At 72.4% G+C, this 18,938-nt stretch carries 15 protein-coding genes; 4 read left to right on the top strand and 11 right to left on the bottom strand.

Annotation, left to right across the window (positions count from 1 at the left end):
- Positions 1 to 35: 35 nt before the first annotated feature.
- The 5 genes from sph to ACIO3R_RS13185 form a co-directional block, all read right to left on the bottom strand.
- The gene (gene sph / locus ACIO3R_RS13205; RefSeq protein ID WP_385038166.1) at positions 36 to 1,016 is read right to left on the bottom strand and encodes a sphingomyelin phosphodiesterase; all 981 of its coding nucleotides are present in this window, start codon (positions 1,014 to 1,016) and stop codon (positions 36 to 38) included.
- A 159-nt stretch (positions 1,017 to 1,175) separates the two neighbouring features.
- Positions 1,176 to 1,844, bottom strand: a complete 669-nt coding sequence (locus ACIO3R_RS13200; RefSeq protein WP_385038164.1) for a class F sortase — start codon at positions 1,842 to 1,844, stop codon at positions 1,176 to 1,178.
- Positions 1,845 to 1,934: 90 nt separating this feature from the next.
- The gene (locus ACIO3R_RS13195; RefSeq protein ID WP_402105571.1) at positions 1,935 to 2,354 is read right to left on the bottom strand and encodes a sortase-dependent protein; all 420 of its coding nucleotides are present in this window, start codon (positions 2,352 to 2,354) and stop codon (positions 1,935 to 1,937) included.
- A 125-nt stretch (positions 2,355 to 2,479) separates the two neighbouring features.
- Positions 2,480 to 4,585, bottom strand: coding sequence for a sensor histidine kinase (locus ACIO3R_RS13190; RefSeq protein WP_402105569.1), 2,106 nt, complete (start codon positions 4,583 to 4,585; stop codon positions 2,480 to 2,482).
- Positions 4,572 to 5,297, bottom strand: coding sequence for a response regulator transcription factor (locus tag ACIO3R_RS13185; protein WP_385039775.1), 726 nt, complete (start codon positions 5,295 to 5,297; stop codon positions 4,572 to 4,574). The genes ACIO3R_RS13190 and ACIO3R_RS13185 overlap by 14 nt, the downstream gene beginning before the upstream one ends.
- A 180-nt stretch (positions 5,298 to 5,477) precedes the next feature.
- Between ACIO3R_RS13185 and ACIO3R_RS13180 the strand changes: the two genes are divergently transcribed.
- On the top strand, positions 5,478 to 6,290 hold the full coding sequence (locus tag ACIO3R_RS13180) for a maleylpyruvate isomerase family mycothiol-dependent enzyme (RefSeq protein WP_402105567.1): 813 nt from the start codon (positions 5,478 to 5,480) through the stop codon (positions 6,288 to 6,290).
- A gap of 25 nt (positions 6,291 to 6,315) precedes the next feature.
- On the opposite strand, the gene ACIO3R_RS13175 is transcribed toward ACIO3R_RS13180, so the two are convergent.
- On the bottom strand, positions 6,316 to 8,142 hold the full coding sequence (locus ACIO3R_RS13175) for an AAA family ATPase (protein WP_402105565.1): 1,827 nt from the start codon (positions 8,140 to 8,142) through the stop codon (positions 6,316 to 6,318).
- 214 nt (positions 8,143 to 8,356) lie between these two features.
- Between ACIO3R_RS13175 and ACIO3R_RS13170 the strand changes: the two genes are divergently transcribed.
- Positions 8,357 to 10,537: a tetratricopeptide repeat protein gene (locus tag ACIO3R_RS13170; RefSeq protein WP_402105563.1), complete on the top strand. Its 2,181-nt coding sequence runs from the start codon at positions 8,357 to 8,359 to the stop codon at positions 10,535 to 10,537.
- Positions 10,538 to 10,544: 7 nt separating this feature from the next.
- On the opposite strand, the gene ACIO3R_RS13165 is transcribed toward ACIO3R_RS13170, so the two are convergent.
- The 3 genes from ACIO3R_RS13165 to ACIO3R_RS13155 form a co-directional block, all read right to left on the bottom strand.
- Positions 10,545 to 12,353: a hypothetical protein gene (locus tag ACIO3R_RS13165; protein WP_402105561.1), complete on the bottom strand. Its 1,809-nt coding sequence runs from the start codon at positions 12,351 to 12,353 to the stop codon at positions 10,545 to 10,547.
- A gap of 112 nt (positions 12,354 to 12,465) precedes the next feature.
- Positions 12,466 to 12,945 (bottom strand): hypothetical protein, encoded by a 480-nt coding sequence (locus tag ACIO3R_RS13160; RefSeq protein WP_402105559.1) that lies wholly within the window; start codon positions 12,943 to 12,945, stop codon positions 12,466 to 12,468.
- Positions 12,946 to 13,177: 232 nt separating this feature from the next.
- Complete coding sequence (locus ACIO3R_RS13155) at positions 13,178 to 14,140, bottom strand: NmrA family NAD(P)-binding protein (protein ID WP_402105558.1); 963 nt, start codon at positions 14,138 to 14,140, stop codon at positions 13,178 to 13,180.
- A gap of 108 nt (positions 14,141 to 14,248) precedes the next feature.
- Here ACIO3R_RS13155 and ACIO3R_RS13150 point away from each other — a divergent pair, with 108 nt between their 5' ends.
- Positions 14,249 to 14,986, top strand: a complete 738-nt coding sequence (locus ACIO3R_RS13150; RefSeq protein ID WP_402105556.1) for a TetR/AcrR family transcriptional regulator — start codon at positions 14,249 to 14,251, stop codon at positions 14,984 to 14,986.
- A gap of 204 nt (positions 14,987 to 15,190) precedes the next feature.
- Here the strand turns inward: ACIO3R_RS13150 and ACIO3R_RS13145 are convergent, their stop codons facing one another.
- Together ACIO3R_RS13145 and ACIO3R_RS13140 are read right to left on the bottom strand one after the other, a co-directional pair.
- Positions 15,191 to 15,808, bottom strand: a complete 618-nt coding sequence (locus tag ACIO3R_RS13145; protein ID WP_363024961.1) for a hypothetical protein — start codon at positions 15,806 to 15,808, stop codon at positions 15,191 to 15,193.
- Positions 15,809 to 15,879: 71 nt separating this feature from the next.
- Positions 15,880 to 16,464: a hypothetical protein gene (locus tag ACIO3R_RS13140; RefSeq protein ID WP_402105554.1), complete on the bottom strand. Its 585-nt coding sequence runs from the start codon at positions 16,462 to 16,464 to the stop codon at positions 15,880 to 15,882.
- Between the two features lie 323 nt (positions 16,465 to 16,787).
- On the opposite strand from ACIO3R_RS13140, the gene ACIO3R_RS13135 reads away from it, so the two are divergent.
- Positions 16,788 to 18,854, top strand: a complete 2,067-nt coding sequence (locus ACIO3R_RS13135) for a phosphocholine-specific phospholipase C (RefSeq protein WP_402105552.1) — start codon at positions 16,788 to 16,790, stop codon at positions 18,852 to 18,854.
- Positions 18,855 to 18,938 lie beyond the last annotated feature (84 nt).

The raw sequence follows: 18,938 nt of genomic DNA, 5'->3' as shown, positions 1-18,938 counted from the left end.
GGCCGGGCTCCGCGACGGCCGGGGCCGCGTCCCGGCTACCGCCCCGACGCCACCAGCGGGTAGTGATCGGAGAGGTTCGTGTACGTGTAGTCCGTGCCCCAGCTCGACACCGTCCACGGCACGCTCTCCTCCTTCACCACCTCGTTCGTCCACTCCGCCGGCCTCGCGTGACCCGTGCGGTGCAGGACGTGGTCGAGATCCTCGCGGGGGTCGTCGGGGTAGCGCTCGGCGGCGATCGAGTTGTCCTGCGTGTCGAACGAGTAGGGGTGACCGGTGCGGGCGTCCGCGCCGGTCAGCCCGGCGTTCGCGAGCATGGTCGCGTACTCGGGGGAGCGGGAGTCCACATTGAGGTCGCCTGCCACGATGACCTGTTCCGAGGCGGGGATGTTCTTCGCGTCGAGGAACGCGTCGATCTGGCGGAACTGGAGAGCCCGGTACCCGGCCGCCTCGCCCGACGCACAGCCCGGGTCGGTCGACTGGGTGTGGGTGCCCACCACGTGCACCTTCGCACCCTTGACGTCCAACTCGGCATAGGCGAAGCCCTTGTTGGACCACCAGTCGCTGCCGCAGGCGTCCTTGTAGATGTGCTGCTCCTGGCGGAGGACCGGCCACTTGCTCAGGATCGTGACGCCGCCGTCCTCCGGTGTGGCGGACGAGTAGGCCCCGCTGGTGGCGTCCCAGCCGCTCTTGCTCCGGCCCACCACCGGTGTGTGGTAAGGGTATTGGTCGGAGGCGTTGCGGGTCAGGGCGTCCGAGGCGGAGTTGTCGAACGCCTCCTCCAGCACGACGACGTCATTGCCCCGGAAGAAGCCGGCCTTCGGTATCTCGGCCGCCCGGTACGCCTGCCCCCAGTTCGGGTAGAGGTTCGTGCTCATCAGGAACGTGTTGTACGTGAGCACCCGCAACGAGGGGGCGTCGGCGGCCGACGCCTGTGGCGCGGCGGCCACCAGAACGGCGGCGGTGAGCGTGGCGGACAGGGTCGCGCCGGAGATACGGCGGAGCGCGGAGTGCGGCACGGGGTGCTCCTGGTTCTGCTGCTGCATGGGGGCGGGAGAATGCTGGAACCCATGAAAGCAGGGGGAGTTACCCATGGGTAGACGGCAGATGCCGGGAGCGCGGCCCGCGCCCGTCCATCAGGTGCCCGTCACCTCCGGATGCCGGTCACCGGTGACCCGTCACTTCCTCTCGGCGTACACGATGAGGTTGTCCACCGGGTGCCCCGCGGCGTCGAACGAACCGTCGCAGGTGATCAGCCGCAGCGCACGGGCCTCGGTCCTTCCGTAGACCCGTGAGGTCGGGAACGCCTTCTTGCTCGCCGTCTCCCGGCCGGTGACCTCGAAGTGGATCTCGGTGCCCCGGTCGTCGCGGACGGCGATGTCCGCGCCCTTGGCGATCTTCTTGAGGTCGTGGAACACCGCCCGGCCGTAGCGGGTGTCGTTGTGGCCGATCAGTACGGCGGGGCCCGGTTGGCCGGGCACGGAGCCGCCGGTGTACCAGCCGACCGTCATGCCCTTGTCGGCGGGCGGCACCTCGACCGAGCGGTCGGGGTTGAGCCCGAGGCGCATGACCGCGCTGTTGATCCCGAGGGAGGGGATGGAGACACGGACGGGCGGCGAGGCGGACTTCGCCGACGAGGACGAGGACGAGGACCCGGACGTGGACGCGGAGGCGGTTCCCGGGCCGGGGGTTCCGGTCGTGGCGGACGGCTCCGTACTCCCGGCGGCGGCCGGGGACTTGGCCGGGGAGGCGTCGGAACAGCCGGTCAGCGCGATCAGCGCCGTCAGGGCGAGGCAGGCGTGCACCGGCAGCGCGGTGCGGCGCAGGAACTGGGGCGTGCGGGGCATGAGGAGAGACTCCAGAAGAGATCGGCCGACGGCAGTGGCGCCGCCCTGATGCGGGACGGCGCCACTGCCGGCTTGTCGGCTGAGGGGTGGTCAGCCGTTGCTGCGGCCGGTGGAGCGGCGGCGCAGGACGACCGTTCCGGCACCCGCGACCAGGAGGGCCGCCACGGCGGAACCCATCACCGCGGCGGTGTTGTCACCGGACGTACCGGCCGGGCGCTCGCCCGCGGCGACTCCGCCGCGCGGCACGGTGGCCGGCCGGACCGCGGGTGCGGTCCTGTCGCCCGCGGCCACGCCGCCGCGCGGCGCGTCCGACGGGACGACGGAGGGGGCCGACGAGGGCTCCTCCGAGGGGGCCTTGGAGGGCGCGGCGGTCGGCTTGGCGCTCTGTGACGGCGACGCGGGCACGGCGGTGGGGGAGGAGTCGGCGAAGGCCGAGGTGGCGGGTACACATACCGCGCCTGCCGCGACAGCGGCAAGGACGGTGGTGCGCAAGGACGAGCGCAGGGACATGGATATGGCTCCGTTCCAGGTCGGCCCCGACGGCGCCGCGATGCGGAATCGCATCGCGGCGCGAGGCGTGCCGACAGGCTGTCCCGGAGTTATGAAGAACCTGTCAGAACGCTGTGGTCATCGCATCAGGGCTGCCCGGAACCGCTCCCGGCGCCGTCGCGGGCGTCGTTCGAGAGGCCGTCGGCCGGGCCGGCCTCCGGCGAACCGTCCCCGGGCGGGCCACCGCGGTCGGCAGGGAGGCGGAGTGTGAACACCGACCCCTGTCCCGGCACGCTCACCGCCGTGACCGAACCGTCGTGCGCCTCCGTGAGTTTCCGTACGATCGCCAGGCCCAGCCCGCTGCCCCCCGTACGGCGGCTGCGGGACTTCTCGCCGCGCCAGAAGCGGTCGAAGACATGACCGAGGTCCTCGGGCGGAATGCCACTGCCCGTGTCGGTGACGTCCACCAGCACCGCCTCCCCGGACTCGGAGCCGTACGGACGGAGGGTGACCTTCCCACCGGACGGGGTGTGGCGGACCGCGTTCGAGACCAGATTGCCGATGGCCTGGCGCAGCCGGACCGGATCGGCCGTCAGCCCGGGGACCGGGTGGCCCGGTGGCGCGGGGAGCACCGTCAGCGCGACCCCGGCCGTCTCGGCGCGCGCCTGGTGTGCGGCGGCGACCTGGTTCAGCAGGTCCTCGATCCGTACCGGTTCGGGATGCAGCCGCAGCGCGCCCGCGTCGGCCTGGGCCAGGTCCTGGAGGTCGTCGATGATGTGCTGCAACAGCACCGCCTCCTCGTGCAGCGAGGCGATGAACGCCGGGTCCGGCTCGGCCACGCCGTCCTGTGCCGCCTCCAGCCAGCCGCGGATGTTGCTGAGCGGGGTGCGCAGTTCATGGGCGACGTCGCTGACCATGGCCTTGCGCTGGGCCTCCAGCCGGGCGCGGTGGGCGGACATGTCGTTGAAGGTGGCGGCGAGCCGCCCGATCTCGTTGTCCGCGGCGACCAGTACGGGCACGTTGTCCTCGCCGTCCCGCATCCGCTGGGCGGCGCCCGTCAGCGCGCGCAGCGGGCGTACAAGCCGTGCGCCCACGAGTACCGACGCGCCGACGGTGAGAGCGAGGACGAGCGCCGCGGTGCCCGCGATCCTGGCGGTGTTGGCCGGTGAGAGATCGAAACCGGGCACCGTGGTGCCGCCGGTGTCGCTGATGAACAGCAGGGCGGGCGAGGCGACGTACGAACCGAGCTGTTCACGACGGGCCGTACCGACGCACGAGGCGATGGCCCGCCCGTCCTCGCCGTTGCCGACGGCGGTCGAGGGGCGGGTTTCCGGAGAGACGCTGGGCGAGACCGCCGTGGGCCGGGAGGTCGGCACGGGACTGGGCGCCTGGCTCGGCGCCTTGCTGACGATCGCGTCCGCGGGCCGGGGCTCCGGCGCCTGCCCCCAGGACAGATCGAGCTTCAGGTCCACGCCGGCGCGGTTCTGGCGCTTCAGACATGCGTCGGCCAGCTGGTTGAGGGACTTCAGCGCCTTCTTCTCGGTGGCCGTCGGACTGTCCAGGACGTCGGTGGTGCAGCGAGTGCCCTGGAGACGGTCGGGGTCGTTGCCCACCACCTGGATCCGAGGGCGGCCGCTCGCGCTGCGGACCACGTCCGAGGCGATCCCGGACCTGCTGAGGCAGACCACGTTCCGGTCGGCGATCTGCTGCAACTCCTCGCGTTCCGAGGCGGGCAGCCGGAACGGCCCGACCGCTCGCGGATCGACCCGGTCGGCCGGGGCGCCGGAGGCGCCCGCGGTCTCGGCCGCCAGCGCGGTGTCCACCGACAGCGGGTCGACGATCGCCGAGGCCTGCGCCGGCAGCTCGGGCGACGACGCCGGGTCGGCCGAGTCGGCGAGCGGATCGCGCCGCTCCGTCGTCAGCGCGATCCGCCGGCCGGACTTCCTGGCCAGCTCACGCACCGTCCCCCCGACGTCCTCCCAGGTGGGATGAGCCGCCGCGTAACCGAGCAGGCTGTGGTAGATCCGGGCATCGGCGGTGAGGTTCTGCCCCTGCTCCTGCCGGATCGCGCCGGATGTCGTCTGGACGGCGAGCCAGGCGGTGGCCGCCACCGAACAGGCCGCCACCAGCGCGGATACGGCCAGCAGCCGGGCGAGGAGGCTCTTGCGCAACGGCAGCCGCGCCCGCCGCTCGGAGCCGGGGGAGGTGCTGTGCGCCCCGTCGTGGAGACGCGCTCCGCTACGACGACGCACGTGTCGCAGCCTTGGCCGGGTCCGTCAGCTTGTATCCGACGCCGAAGACGGTGAGCAGCCGGACCGGCCGGCGCGGGGCGGGTTCTATCTTCTTGCGCAGGTTCATGACGTGTACGTCGACCGTCCGGTCGCTGATGTACCGGTCGAAACCGTGCAGTTCCGCGAGCAGTTGCTGCCGGGAGAAGACCCGGTCGGGCTCGGCCGCGAGCGCGGCGAGGATCCTGAACTCGCCGGGCGTGCAGTCCACGGCCTCGCCGCCGACCGACACCACGTGCCGGGTCGGGTCGACGACGAGCGCCCCGACCGTCAGCAGTGCGGCATCGGCCGGTTCGGCGCCGGTGGCGCGTCTGCTGCGGCGCAGCAGCGTACGGACCCGGGCCATCAGCTCACGCGGGCTGTACGGCTTGGTCACGTAGTCGTCCGCACCCAGATCGAGTCCGAGCAGCAGATCGTCCTCGGTCGTGCGGGCCGTCAGCATCAGTACCGGCAACTCCCGGCACTCGGCGCGCAGGACACGCACCACATCCAGGCCGTCGGCACGCGGCATCATCACATCGAGGACCAGCAGGTCCGGCTCCCGGTGCCTGACCAGGTCGAGGGCCGCGAGGCCGTCGCCGGCGAGGGTGACGGAGTGACCTTCCCGTTCGAGGTATCGGCGGAGGAGTTCGGCCTGCTTCTCGTCGTCTTCAGCGACGATCACGTTTGCGCACACGCGCTCGATCGTAGAGGGGTTCGAACCGCGGTCGCCGACCTCTTGCCCCCGGGGCCCGCTGCCTGCTCTTGTGTACCCGCAGGTAACAGGTGTGTGCGGCAGGTCCGTGCGCGTGCGCGCGGAGCAGTGTCCGTACGTGCGAGGCACGGCGTTCACGAGGGCGGTAACAGGGTGGAGCCGGTGGCGGAGCACGACATCCGGGGCAGACTGCCCGAGGGGCTGGCCGACGCGCTACGGGCGGCGGCCGCCGAGATCGCGGCGCTGCTGCGCGACGCCCCCGACACCGGGCTGCCGGTTCCCAGGTCGGAGTGGACCGTGGGGGAGGCGGCGGCGCATCTCGCGCAGGCCAACCAGTTGATGGCGGAGGTGGCCGCCGGGCACGCGCGCGACTACGGGGACGGCACCCCCCAGGGGCTGGCCGCAGCCAACGAGCGGGCCCTCGCCGCGTTCGGCGAGCGCGAGGGCGAGCCACTGGCCGCGACGATCGTGGCGCAGACCGCCGCGTTCCTCGACGCGGTCGCCGAACACCCCGCGGACGAGGAGCTGATGACGCCGATGGGTCCGATGAACCGGGCGGTCCTCGGCTCGTACCTCCTGACGCACATGCTGGGCCACGGCTACGACCTGGCGCGGGCCCTGAGGCGCCCGCACATGGTCGACCGGCCCGGGGCCGGGCTGACCCTGCCCTTCCTCGTCCTGGCCATGCCGCGGGTCACCGACGCCGGGGCCACGGCGGGTCTCACCGCCCGCTACACGGTCCGGCTGTGGGGCGGCGACCGCTTCGGGGTGACCTTCACCGACGGCGCGGTGTCGGTGGGCCACCGGCCGCCGGACCGCCCGGACTGCACGATCTCCATCGAGCCGGTCACGTTCCTGCTGATGGCGCTCGGCCGTATCTCCCCGGTGGGCGCGATGGCCAGGGGACGGGTCCTCGCCTGGGGACGCAAGCCGTGGCTCGGGCCGCGCTTCCCGGAGTACTTCACGGCGCCGTGACGCGGCGGGTGACAGGCGGCGCCGGCTACCCGCCGCCACCGCCGGCTCCCTCGGCCTCACCCGCGAGGCCGTGGGACTCCATGAGCTCATCGTGTGCGGCGACCACGTCCCGGGCGAGCACGGTGACCATCTCCTCCCGGGTCGGTGTGCTGTCGGTGTGTGCGGCGTACAGCCGCAGGTCCCGTTGCGCGGAGGCCTTCTGGCAGAGCTCGCGTGCGAACCGGGCGTTGCCCACGGTGTCGGCCATCCCGCCGTCCACGATCGCCGCGCACAGGGAACCGAGGACTTCGACGGCCCCGGCATCGGGCTCGTCGCCCTGGGAGGCCAGCACGGACCGGGCGATGCGGACGAGTTCCTCGGCGGAGTACGAGGGGAAGTCGACGCGCGTGTTGAAGCGGGACACCAGACCGGGGTTGCTCGCCAGCAGACCGGCCATCTCGGCGCGGTATCCGGCGAGTACGACGACGAGCCGGTCCCGGTCGTCCTCGGCCCGCTTCAGGAGCACCTGCATCGCCTCGTCCCCGAACGCGTCGCCGCCGCTGTATCCGCTGTTGGACAGGGCGTACGCCTCGTCGATGAACAGCACCCCGTGCAGCGCGGAGTCGATGACCTGGGTGGTCTTGATGGCCGTGGACCCGAGGTGCTGCCCCACCAGATCGACGCGCTGGGCCTCGACCACATGACCGGACCGCAACAGGCCGAGCCCGGCGAAGACCTTGCCGATGATGCGGGCCACCGTCGTCTTGCCGGTGCCCGGCGGCCCCGCGAAGACGAAGTGCCGGGGCTTGGCACCCCCGGGAAGGCCCTGCTCCTCCCGTAGCGCGGCCATGCGCAACTGGGCGATGAGGGTGAGCACTTGGCGCTTCACCGGTTCGAGACCGATCATGCCGGCGAGGGACTCCTGGGCCTCGGCCAGCAGGGCGGCCCGCTCCTGCGCCGACGGCCCGCCCCCGCCGCCGCTCTCCGCGCCGCCACCGGGCCCGGTCCGCGGCGACGGAGAGCCCGCCGAGGCCGGTACGGACGGCGCCGGCTCGCCGGAGGGCCGCGCGGGAGCACCGTCCGGAGCCGCCTCGGGGGTGAGCGGGGCGGCCGGGGCAGGCGCCGGGCGGGCCTGGGCGCGGACATCCACGTCGAAGAGGTCCGGCGAGCACCGGAAGGCGTACTGGTACCGCTTCAGGGCATCTTCCTTCCGCCCCAGCTCCTCCAGCGACCGCCCCATGAAGTACTTGGTCTCGGCATCGAACCTGCTGCCCTTCTCCAGCTTCCCGGGGAGCGGAGCGAGCACGTTCAGGGCCTCGTGGTGGACGCCCTGGGCGAAGAGCGACGCACCGACGTACAGCTGCGACTCGTCGCGCAGGAACGCGTCACCGATTCCGGTGGCGAACCTCAGCACGAGGGCCCAGTCCTCCTTGAGGAACGCGTACCGCGTGTAGACGAACCGGGTCTCGTCACAGTCCAGTTGCGCGGTCGACAGCCCGGCCCAGGCCTCGTCGAGCCGGCCGTTGTCCAGCAGCGAGGACATCGCGGCCAGCCACAGGTCTCGTGCGTTCTCCAGCCGGAAGGTGACGTAGTGGCCGATCTGGAACGTGGACCGGAGGGGCAGCCCGAACTTCGTGCGCAGCGCGCCGAACGCCCCGGAGGTCCGGAGCATGGCGTCCAGGGCCCCCTGCTGATCCTGCCCGGTCGCATGGAGGCCGAGCCACGCGTCGGCGGCGGCCGGATCGTGGGACGCGGCGAGCGCGAACTGCGCGGACGCCCCCGCGGTGTCCCCCTGCCGCATCAGCAGCATCGCCTGATTCCACGCCTGCTCGGCCTTCCTGACCGACCCCCGGCTCGCCGCAGCACCCTGCACGTGACTCTCCCCCTCCGGCGGGTGCGCGGCCCGTGCCGCGGCCCGCACGGCCACCGTGATCACCTGGAACGTTCGTCAGGATAGCCAACCCCGGCCGTGGCACGCGGTGTCGCACGGGGCGCCGCCGGACTCGGTAGATTGCATCCGCACGGTGGCAGCGGCGGTGCCGGGGAGGGCGCACCGCGCGGAACACCGGGAACGGGGAGTGCGCGACATGCTGGATCCCATTTCGCTGACGGCCGTCACGGCGGTGCTCGGTGCGGTCGGCTCGGGAATGGCCAACGAGGCCGGAAGGTGGGCGTGGGAGTCGACGGGCGGATTCGTCCGCCGCATCGCCGGCCGCGAGATCCCGGCGCCCACCGCACCGGACGAACTGGACGCGGTGGCCCGCATGGTGTCCGACCGGCTCCGCCGCGACCCTCGGCTCGCCTCCTCGTGGACGGCGTTCGCGAACCGGGTGAGCGGTGGTGGCCGGGGGCCGGGAACGGACTTCGCACCTGCCGCCGGGCAGCCGGGCCTCCCCGCCTCGATCAGGTTCTTCACCGACCGCAAGGAGGCGTTGAAGAGCCTCGACCGCGAGGCCTCGCGCCGTGCGGACGGAACCCCGAGGCTGGCCCTGGTGCACGGAGCCGAGGGCATGGGCACCAGCACGCTGGCGGTGCACTGGGGAGTGCGCCAAGCGGCCATGTTCCCGGACGGGCAGCTCTACGCGGACCTGGCCGGCGGCACCGCTGCCGCACGCGACGCGGGGACCGTACTGCGCAGCCTGCTGCGCCAACTCGGTGTGCGGGACGAGGAGATGCCGACCTCTGCCGGAGAGCTGAGTGAGTTCTTCCACCGCTGCGTGGCGGACCGGAAGCTGCTGATCGTCCTGGACCATGCGCACTCGGCCGCCCAGGTCCGGCCGCTCCTCACCTCCGCGCCCGCCGTGTTCATGATCGTGGTGGCCCGTCGTCCGTTCCCCGGCCTCGACGCGGTACGCGTTCCCGTCGGCCCGCTGACGGACAAGGACGCGGTACGGCTGCTGACCCAGCTCCTGGACAAGCCGGCCGTCAACGCGGCCCGCGCCACCCTGCCCTCCGTCCTCGCCCGGTGCGGCGGATCGCCGTACGCCCTGCGCGCGGCGGCACCCCGCCTCACCGAACCCGCCTCCGGCCCGGCCGCCGATGCCGACCCCGTCCGGGCGGCGGCGCAGGACACCTACCGCTCGCTGGAACCGGCGACGGCGAAGCTGTACCGCCTGATGGCCGTGCGCGACTGGCCCGCCCTCGACGCCGCGGTGGCCGCGCACGCGACCGGCACGACACCCGAGGACGCCGCCCGACGACTGGACGAACTGGCGGAAGGGCTCCTGCTGGAGCACAACACCACCGCTGACGGCCAGGCCCGCTACCACTACCGCCCCGCGGTCCGCGGACACGCCGAGGCCGTCGCCGTACAGGAGGACGGCATCGCCGCGTGCTCGGCCGCGATGGCCAGAGCCCTGCGCTGGTATGTCCGTCTGTCGACATCGGCGGCCCATCAGGCACTGCCGGAGAGCTGGCGGGTCCCCGCACCCCCGGCCCAGGGAACCCCGGCGTTCGAAACCCCGGTGTTCGAAACCCCGGCCTTCGAGAGCCGGGGCGAGGCGCTCGACGCCCTGATCGCCGAGTGCGGCAACCTGATCCAGGCCGTCCACTGCGCCGAGGAGTCGGGCGACCCGGCCTCGGCCGTACGGCTCTGCCGCTCCCTGTGGCCGCTGCAACTCAAGGCCGGCCGCCACGAGATGCTGCTGCCCGCACTGCGCGTCGGAGCACGGCTCGCCGACACCCACCTGCCGGGAACGGCGGACGCGGGAGCACTGCACGCCCAACTCGCGCACACCCTGACCGAGCTGCGCCAGTGGGACGAGGCGGAGGCGGAGGCGCTCGCGGCCGCGCGGGCCGAGGAGGCGGCGGGCCACAAGCGGGGCCATGCGTCGGCGACGGAGTTCCTCGGACTGCTGCGGCTGCGTCAGTGGCGGTTCGAGGAGGCCTACGCGTGCTTCGAGGCGGCGGACGCCGTCCTGCTCACGATGGGGCCTCAGGACGAAGGGACCGCCGACGTCCCCCGCGCACGTGCCCTGCTGGAGCGCCACCGGGGCCGGGCCCTGCGCGGCCTCGGGAGGTTCGAGGAGTCCCGGGACCGGCTGGGGACGGCACTGAGCCACTTCCGGGCCCAGGGGGACACGTACAACACGGCCCGGACCCTGACCGACCTGGCCGAGACCTGGCTGGACGCGTCGGACTCCGCGGCCGCACGCCCGCTGATCGAGGCGGCGATCACGACGCTGGGCGGCCAGAGCGCCGAGTACCACGTGGCCCATCTGCGGTCCATGCGCGAGCGCTGCACGGCCGAGGAGCGCGGCACCGGCTGAGTCCGTGTCACCCGGGGTGGAGGCCGGCGACCCGTACCCGTACCCGCCGGGCCCCGACGCGGACCGCGAACCCGCCGTCCGCCACCAGCTTCGCGAGCCGCGTCGCCGTGACGTCGCCGCCGGCCTCCCCGGCCCCCAGCAGTGCGTGGAGAGCCGAGGCGGAGGCAGCGGGGTCCACCGCCGCCTCCGGCGAGGACAACAGACGCAGCGGCTCCCCGCCCCGGGTCCGCACGACACACTCGGCAGGGCCGACCGTGAAGGCGGCCAGCGCACAGCCGGGACGGCGCTGCAACACCTCCTGCGTCCAGACGGCCGGAGACCCGAAGCGGGGATCGTCGGGAAGACCGTCCCGGAAGATGACATCGGCCAGCTCCAGCTGGTCCACGTCGCGGGTGTCCTCGTGCACGGCGATGTGCACCTCCCCGCCGGCACACTCGGCGGCCGGCGGGGGGCCCGCCCAACGGGTCACCACGACCTCGCCCGGCCACGGCACCCGGGTCAGCACATGGAGGGGAGCCGTGACGGACACGGGCTCGTGGCCGGGCAGCGGCAACGGGTCCAGCGAGGCGGGCCACTCCGGCTCCGCCGCGCCCATCATCGAGTAGAACAGGCTCCGCAGCCGGACCGCGGCCTCGCCCGGCACGGAGGTCGTGTACGCGGCGGGTCCCGGCAGCGGCCGATGGTCCTCGACGAGCCGGTCGATCTGCTCGCGCAACGGCCCACGGGGATCGAGCCGGGGCGCCTCCCGCATCAAGTCGGAGACCGGCGCCCCGGGGTCGAGTTCGTGCAGCGGAGCCGCCGCCAGCAGCACCGGAGTGCCGAGCGCCGCCGCGTAGAAGGTGACGGACCCGTGGTCCCCGACCACCGCGTCGGCCGCCACCAGGGCCTGCCGCCACCCCTCCAGCGGATCGATCAGCACCAGCCCGCAGCGCCGCGCCCGGTCCAGCCAGGCCCGGACCTGACCGGGACCGTGGCCGTGCCAGATGTTGGGGTGCAGGACGGCGGCGAACCGGTACTCGTCCACGGGGAACTCGCGTGCCAGCCGAGGCAGCAGTGCGGGCAGCAGGTCGTCGCCGCCCGCGCCGCCGTCCCCGAAGAAGGACTCCGGATTCCAGGTGGAGTTGAGGACGATCAGCCGCTGTCCCGCCCGTACCCCGAGCGCCCGGCGGAACCGCTCGCGGTAGGGACGGGCGGCGAGTACCCGGTCGAAGCAGGGATCACCGGCGAGCACGGCGGTCGGCGCGGCCTCGGGGCACGCGGCGCGCAGCCGGTCGCACTGCTCGGGATGGGAGAGGACGAGGGCGTCCGCGATGGGCACGCCATTGGCCAGGACCCACTGCGGGGCCTGCCCGAACACGGGTGCGGGATCGGCTTCTGTCCGCGTCCGCGTCCCCGCCCCCGATCCGGTGTCCGGTGTCCGGTGTCCGGTGTCCGGTGTAGCCAGCCTTTTAGTGTATCCGACACCGTGCGAAAGGATCGTCAACTTGCCACGCAAGAGCTCAAGTCGGCCCCCGAAGCTGGCGGAGACGGCCAGGTCGACCGGCGTCTCGACGGCCTGTTCCCACGGCAGCACCGGCAACCCGGTGCCGGCCAGGAGTTCGGCCGTACCGGCCGAGAACGCGGAGGACTCCGGGCAGGTGGCGAGGAGCTGAATCCGCAGATCACCGTCGAAGAGCGGCAGCACGTCGAGGAGCCGGGTGGCGGAGGTCACGTTGTGCACGACGACCAGCACCCGCAGACACTTCCCGCGTGTGGCCCACCGCACGGCACCGTCCCCGACCGGCACCCGCACCCATCCGGCCCGCTCCTGTGCCACCTGCGCCCCGCCCCTCCACTCACGGGCCGCGCGACTGCCCGGCCGACCAGCCACGATATCCAATCGGTGCCGACGGCAGGCGCGCCCGAGGAAGACGGTCCGCCCTTCCCGGTCAGGCGGCCATGGCCACGGCAGTCCTGCCGAGCACCCCGGTACGGGACCGGCCTGCCTTCCGCTCCCCGAAGACCACCACCCGCAGCAGCGCGAACCGGCCGACCCCGGCGAGCGCCGACGCCGACAGGTAGACACTCTGCTCGACCAGCGCCGACGGCTCGGCCCGGAACGCGTACAGGCAGAGGAGCGCCCCGGTCGTGAAGGCGTAACTCACGGCGACGGTCAGTCCGGACTGAAGGTGGACGCCCCATCCCCGGCGCCCGCTCCGGAACGAGATCCGGCTGTGCAGCTCGGTCGCTATCACCGTGGACACGACCGTCACCAGAGCGTTCGCCACGGCCAGCGGCATCCGGTCGTGGAGCAGGACCAGCACCCCGCTGGAGGCGACCCCGACCCCACCGCCGCAGACCACGAAGCGCACGAAGGCCGCGACAAGCGCGCGAGGAGTGCGCGTCGGCTGAGGGGTTGGGGCGGTCACGAAATGCCTCCGGAGGCTGTATCGGGCGGTACGAAGATCTCACCCCAGAACCTACGGATCCGTCGTCCTCCCCACGACCCGGTTTCTCCCCGACTTTCCTGGGGGTTGTCCCTCAGGGAACCTCAGGGGACCTCAGGGGGTCTGACAGGGGTCTATGGGGGGCTGGGCGACAACTCATCCCCTGGAGCAGCCGAGCCGGGCTCCCGCGTCCCTCGCGCACGCACCGTACGGCTCAGCCCGCCTGCACCGACGGGGCTCGGGAGGAAAGGAATCCGGCGCTGAGCGCAGCGGCGCCGGACTCCGCGAGCCAGTCCGCGAAGGTGCGCAGTCCGGGGTGCACCACGCGCAGGACCTCGATGTCGGCGTGCCAGCGCGCGCCGGCTGCCCAACGTTCCCTGACGCGGGCGATCTCGGGGCTGAGCGCGGCGGCCTCGTCGTGGGTGAGCTGCTCGTAGCGCACGGCCGTGCCGGTCGCCTCGGTGATGGCGGCGACCGCCTGCGCCGGGGTCGGGGCGTCCCCGGCCAGCTCCAGTGTCCGGCCGGCGAACCGGTCGGGGTCGTCGAATGCCAGCGCGGCGAACTCCGCGATGTCCTCCAGCGCGATGACCTGGACGGGCTCGTCCGGCGGGAAGACGTGGCGGTGCACACCGTCGACGATGCGGTCCAGGCCGATGTCCCACGACGCGAGGAAGTTCGACATGAACCGCACCGGGCGCAGCACCGTCACCAGACGGATCCGCTCGCGCAGGTAGTGCTCTGTTCGTTCTTTGCCCTCAGCCACGGCCAGCCCGTCCCGGGTGGACGCGATGCCGGTGAACACGACGTGCCCGACTCCGGCCGCGGCCGCGGCGTCCGCGAGGGCCCGGCCGCGGACGAATTCCCGCTCCACGTCGGTGCCGGCCGGCCCGTACGCGACGGGCGGCACGGCGAACAGGGCCGAGGCCCCCTCCAGCGCCGCCGGCAGACTCGCCGGGTCGTCGAAGTCGCCCCGGGCGAGCTCGGCCCCGGCAGCCCGCAGCGCGAGGGCGGCGGGTGCGGTCGTGTCACGTACGACCGCACGCACCGGTCTGCCGGCCGCCAGGAGGCGACGTGCGGTGGCGCCGCCCTGCTTGCCGGTCGCGCCGGTCACGGCGACGAGTCGGTCCTCGGGACGAGCGCCGGGACCGGACGCGGGGTCTGACGGGTGAACAGCCATGTCATCCTCCGCCCCGGGGAGTTTCGGGGGCACGGTCGGCGTGGCTGCCCCGGGGACGATGTGGAATCCTGCACCCGGTTGAGTCGGACGGACAAGGGATTACGTGACATGGCTCCTGCTCCCCCTGACACCGGCCGGGCGGATGCCCGGCGCAACCGCGCGAAGGTGCTCGTCGCCGCCGTGGGCGCGTTCACCGTTCAGGGACTCGACGTGTCGCTCAGCGAGATCGCACGGCAGGCGGGGGTCGGCACCGGCACGGTGTACCGGCACTTCCCGAGCAAGGAGACCCTGCTGGAGGCCGTGCTCGTCCAGCACGTCGAGGATCTGGTCGCCGCCGCCCGGCGATGGGCCGCCCAGGCCCCTCCCACCGCGGCCTTCTTCGGGTTCCTTCTGGAGACCATCGACAAGTCCGCCGGGCGCAGGCACGTCTGTGACCTCGTGACCACTGACACCAGCTGGCCGCGACCGATGCTCGCCGCGTCGGGTCGCCAGTTCCGGCAGGCACTGGGCGAGCTGCTGCGCGCGGCCCAGCAGGCCGGTGGAGTCCGCTCCGACCTCGGCTCGGACGACGTCGCCGTACTCATCGTCGGGTGCGCGACGATGCGGGCCGCCCATCGGGACGGCGCCGGGGGAGTCCGCATGGTCCACCTGGCGCTGGAGGGCCTGCGGGGGCCGGCCTCGGTCACGGAAGGGCATGCGTTTCGTTACGGGCCCGGCGGGCGTCACGCAATGAGAACGCGGTGCGAGGAGTGCGGGGCCGAGTTCGAGGCCAGGACCGCGGGGCGCCCGGCACGCTACTGCGGTGCTACGTGCCGGCAGCGGGCCCATCGCCGTCGCTCCGGATGACGGGACACCTCCGGGGCAGGGTGTCGGCCGGCTCCGAGCGACCGCAAGTCCCTCCCGACCGCGGTCGGGAGGGACTTGCGTCAGCCAGGGTGAGGGCAACCTCGACGCGAAGGCGGGCTACCGGACAGTGGCTCAGCCGCGGTCACCGCTGCCGACGCGCCCCATCTGCCTGATGTGTGACCTGGCCGCCGGCACCGCGTGGCGTCAGCCGCAGTGGTCCGCCTTCTCCTCATCGGTCATCGCCCGGGTGTGCTGCGTCTTGGTGCTCGGCGCGTCCGGCATCGGGCCCGTCGCGTCGAAGGGCACGTACCAGTAGTAGTGGCCGTAGAAGCGGTCCGGGAAGTGCAGCTCGTACGTACCGCTCACGTGCTGCATCTGGGCCTCGCGGGTCACCCAGCCGACCTCGCCCGGCCGGACGTTCACGGCCGTCAGCTCCGACTCGGTGTGCGAAGTCTCCCAGGTGTGCCCGTAGGTGGCCGTGATGCTCATCTTGAAGACGAGCGAGAAGCCGTACTCCGCGGTCAGGGAGACGCCGACGCTGTTGGACTCGCCCGTCGTGTCCGACCAGCCGACGGTGGAGGTCTGGCTGTCCGGGGTGCAGTTGAAGGCGGAGTCGCCCACCTGGTGGGCCTCGCCCATCGATATCTCGGGCGCCCCGTCGGGGTGGAACACACAGCTGTCGGTCCCGTTGTCGCACTTGTCGAGCAGTTCACGGATGGTGGGCTGGTCCTCGGCGAGGGCGGTGCCGGGAGCGACCAGGACGGCGCTGCCCGCGGTGACGAGCGCCGCCAGAAGCAGGGGGAGCCGGATTTTCACTGTCATGGGTGATCTCCGTGGGGGGTGATCGTGCCTGTGGGGGGAGGGGGAACGGGAGTGCCCGGTGGGGCGGGCGGTCAGCTGAAGCCGATGGACTGGGTGCGGTCGTTCATGAACGACCCGATGGCCGGGCTGTTGTCCTCGAACGGGCCGTCCCGGTCACCGTTCAGTCCGGGCTCCGGGTAGAGCCAGAGCGCGCAGCCGCCCCAGGGCTGTACGGAGGAGATGCGGTTCTTCCAGTCGTCCGCGAGGTCGAACTGGAAGTTGACCCAGCCGTCCTTCACGCACGGCTCGGCGCCCCAGACGGTGAGTGACGCCCCGCCGTACTGCTCGTCCTCGAAGAAGGTCCCCTGGATGACGCCGTCCTGTGCCTGGGCGGTCATTCGGGCCCGGAACGCGTCGCTGCGTACCGCTTCGGTCGCGGAGCGTGGTGCCCCCGTGATCCGGCCGCCGCTGGCGGCCTCGATGGCCTCCGTGAATGTCCGGTAACAATGCTCACTGCCGGACGCCGCATTCACTGTGCAGTGCGGGGCGCCACCGTCACCGGTCAGTGGTCCGGCCGTGTCCCGGACGGCCGCGCCGGCTGTCGGAGCGACGGCGGCGGCCGAGAGCAGCAGCGCCGCGGTCAGGATGCCGGAGGTTCGTGCGGATCTTGCACGCATAGGCAACATCGCTTTCCTGAGGGTCAGTTGGCTCCCCGCGCCTTTCCGGGATCGCTCACGGCAAACCGGCCCGGCCGCTTTCTCTTTCACCACCGAGCCGACCGCGTGGCCCGGCCCGGCTTCGCGGCATCCGCGCGTATCCGGACGCGGCGGTGGAGGCCTCGGTCCGGGCTGTGTGCGGGAGCCTCCGCCCTCCCGTCTCCGGTTGTTCGGCCGAATGCCACCGCGTGCACACTGCAAGGGTCTTCCCTGGGCATATCGATTCTGGAACACTCCAGTCGCTTTCGCCCTTACGCCCCCTCACCCCACAGAGGCCCTCACTCATGGCAGAACTGAACCGTCGCCGCCTCCTGCAACTCGCCGGAGGCACGGTCGCCTTCTCCGCGTTGTCGAGCAGCATCGCCCGTGCCGCGTCCCTGCCCGCGAAGGGCCGCACGGGCACGCTGAAGGACGTCGAGCACATCGTCGTACTGATGCAGGAGAATCGTTCCTTCGATCACTACTTCGGCACCATGAAGGGTGTGCGCGGATTCGGTGACCCGCGTCCGGTCACGCTGCCCAGTGGGAAGCCGGTGTGGCACCAGAAGAACATTCTCGGCAAGGAGGTGCTGCCGTTCCGGCCGCCGGCCGACGATCTCGGGCTGCAGTTCCTCCAGGACCTGAACCACGACTGGGCCGGGGGACACTGGGCGTTGAACAAGGGCGCGTACGACCAGTGGGTGCCCGCCAAGACCGCTACGACGATGGCGCACCTCAACCGTGAGGACATCCCGTTCCACTACGCGCTCGCCGACGCGTTCACCGTCTGCGACGCGTACCACTGCTCGTTCCTCGGTTCCACCGACCCGAACCGCTACTACCTGTGGAGCGGGTACACCGGCAACGACGGCACCGGCGGCGGGCCCGTGCTGGGCAACGACGAGAAGGGGTACGGCTGGAAGACCTACCCCGAGCGGCTGGAGGAGGCCGGGGTGTCGTGGAAGGTCTACCAGGACATCGGTGACGGGCTCGACGCCGCCGGCTCCTGGGGGTGGATCGACGACGCCTACCGGGGGACCTACGGCGACAACTCGCTTCTTTACTTCAACAGTTATCGCGACGCCAAGCCCGGTGATCCCCTCTTCGAGAAGGCGCGCACCGGTACCGACGTCAAGAACGGTGACGGGCTCCTCGACGACCTCAAGGCCGATGTCCGGGCCGGGACGCTTCCCCGGATCTCGTGGATCGTCTCGCCCGAGGCCTACAGCGAACACCCCAACTGGCCCGCCAATTACGGCGCCTGGTACATCTCGCAGGTGCTGGACGCGCTGACCGCCAACCCCGAGGTGTGGGGCCGGACCGCCCTCTTCGTCACCTACGACGAGAACGACGGATTCTTCGACCACGTCGTGCCGCCGTTCGTCCCGTCCGGGGCCGCGCAGGGGCTCTCCACCGTGGACACCTCCGCCGACCACTTCCCCGGCGACCTCCGATACGCGGCCGGGCCCTACGGCCTCGGCCAGCGCGTGCCCATGACGGTCGTGTCCCCGTGGAGCACCGGCGGGTTCTCGTGTTCGGAGGTCTTCGACCACACCTCCGTCATCCGGTTCATGGAGGAGCGCTTCGGCGTCCACGAGCCCAACATCTCGCCCTGGCGGCGCGCCGTCTGCGGCGATCTGACCTCGGCCTTCGACTTCAGCCGTACCGACACCGCACCCGCCTCGCTGCCCTCCACGGACGGATACGCGCCGCCGGACAACGGCCGGCACCCCGACTACGTGCCGGTGCCGCCGGTCTCCGGCAGTGTGCCCAGGCAGGAGCCCGGCTCGCGGCCCACCCGGCCGCTGCGGTACGCGCCCCTCGTGGACGGGGCGGCCGACCCGGCCTCCGGGAAGTATCGGCTGACCTTCAGCGGCGGCGACGCGGCCGGGGCGCAGTTCCTGGTGACGTCGGCGAACCGCACCGACGGGCCCTGGACCTACACCACCGAGGCGGGCAAGACGCTCGCCGACAGCTGGAACACGGCCTACTCGAAGGGCGTGACCGACCTCACCGTGCACGGCCCGAACGGATTCCTGCGCGCCTTCCGGGGGCCAGGAAAGGCGGCAGGGCCGGAGGTGACCGCACGTCATGACCCGTCGAGCGGCGGGCTCGTACTGGCTTTGACTCATGCCGGTACGGGGACCGTCCAGTTGACCGTACGCAACGGGGACGCCTATGGCGGCGGGGCGCAGACCTTCGCGGTGCGTGCGGGTGCGACCGTGAAGCACACCGTTGACCTGCGCGGAAGCAAGCGCTGGTACGACATCACGGTGGTGTCGGACGCGGACGCCACGTTCCTTCGGCGGTTCGCCGGGCACGTCGAGACGGGCGAGGCCGGAACGAGCGACCCGGGCTTCGCCACCGGCTGAGCGAGCTGCCGTCTGCGTGGCGGGGGGGGGCAAGGGGGCGCGGGTCGGGTCCGGCCCGCGCCTGCGCCTCCCCTGACCATCCGT

The organism is Streptomyces sp. NPDC087428, assembly GCF_044744085.1.
GTDB lineage: Bacteria > Actinomycetota > Actinomycetes > Streptomycetales > Streptomycetaceae > Streptomyces.
This window is presented reverse-complemented; position numbering and strand designations above follow the sequence as displayed.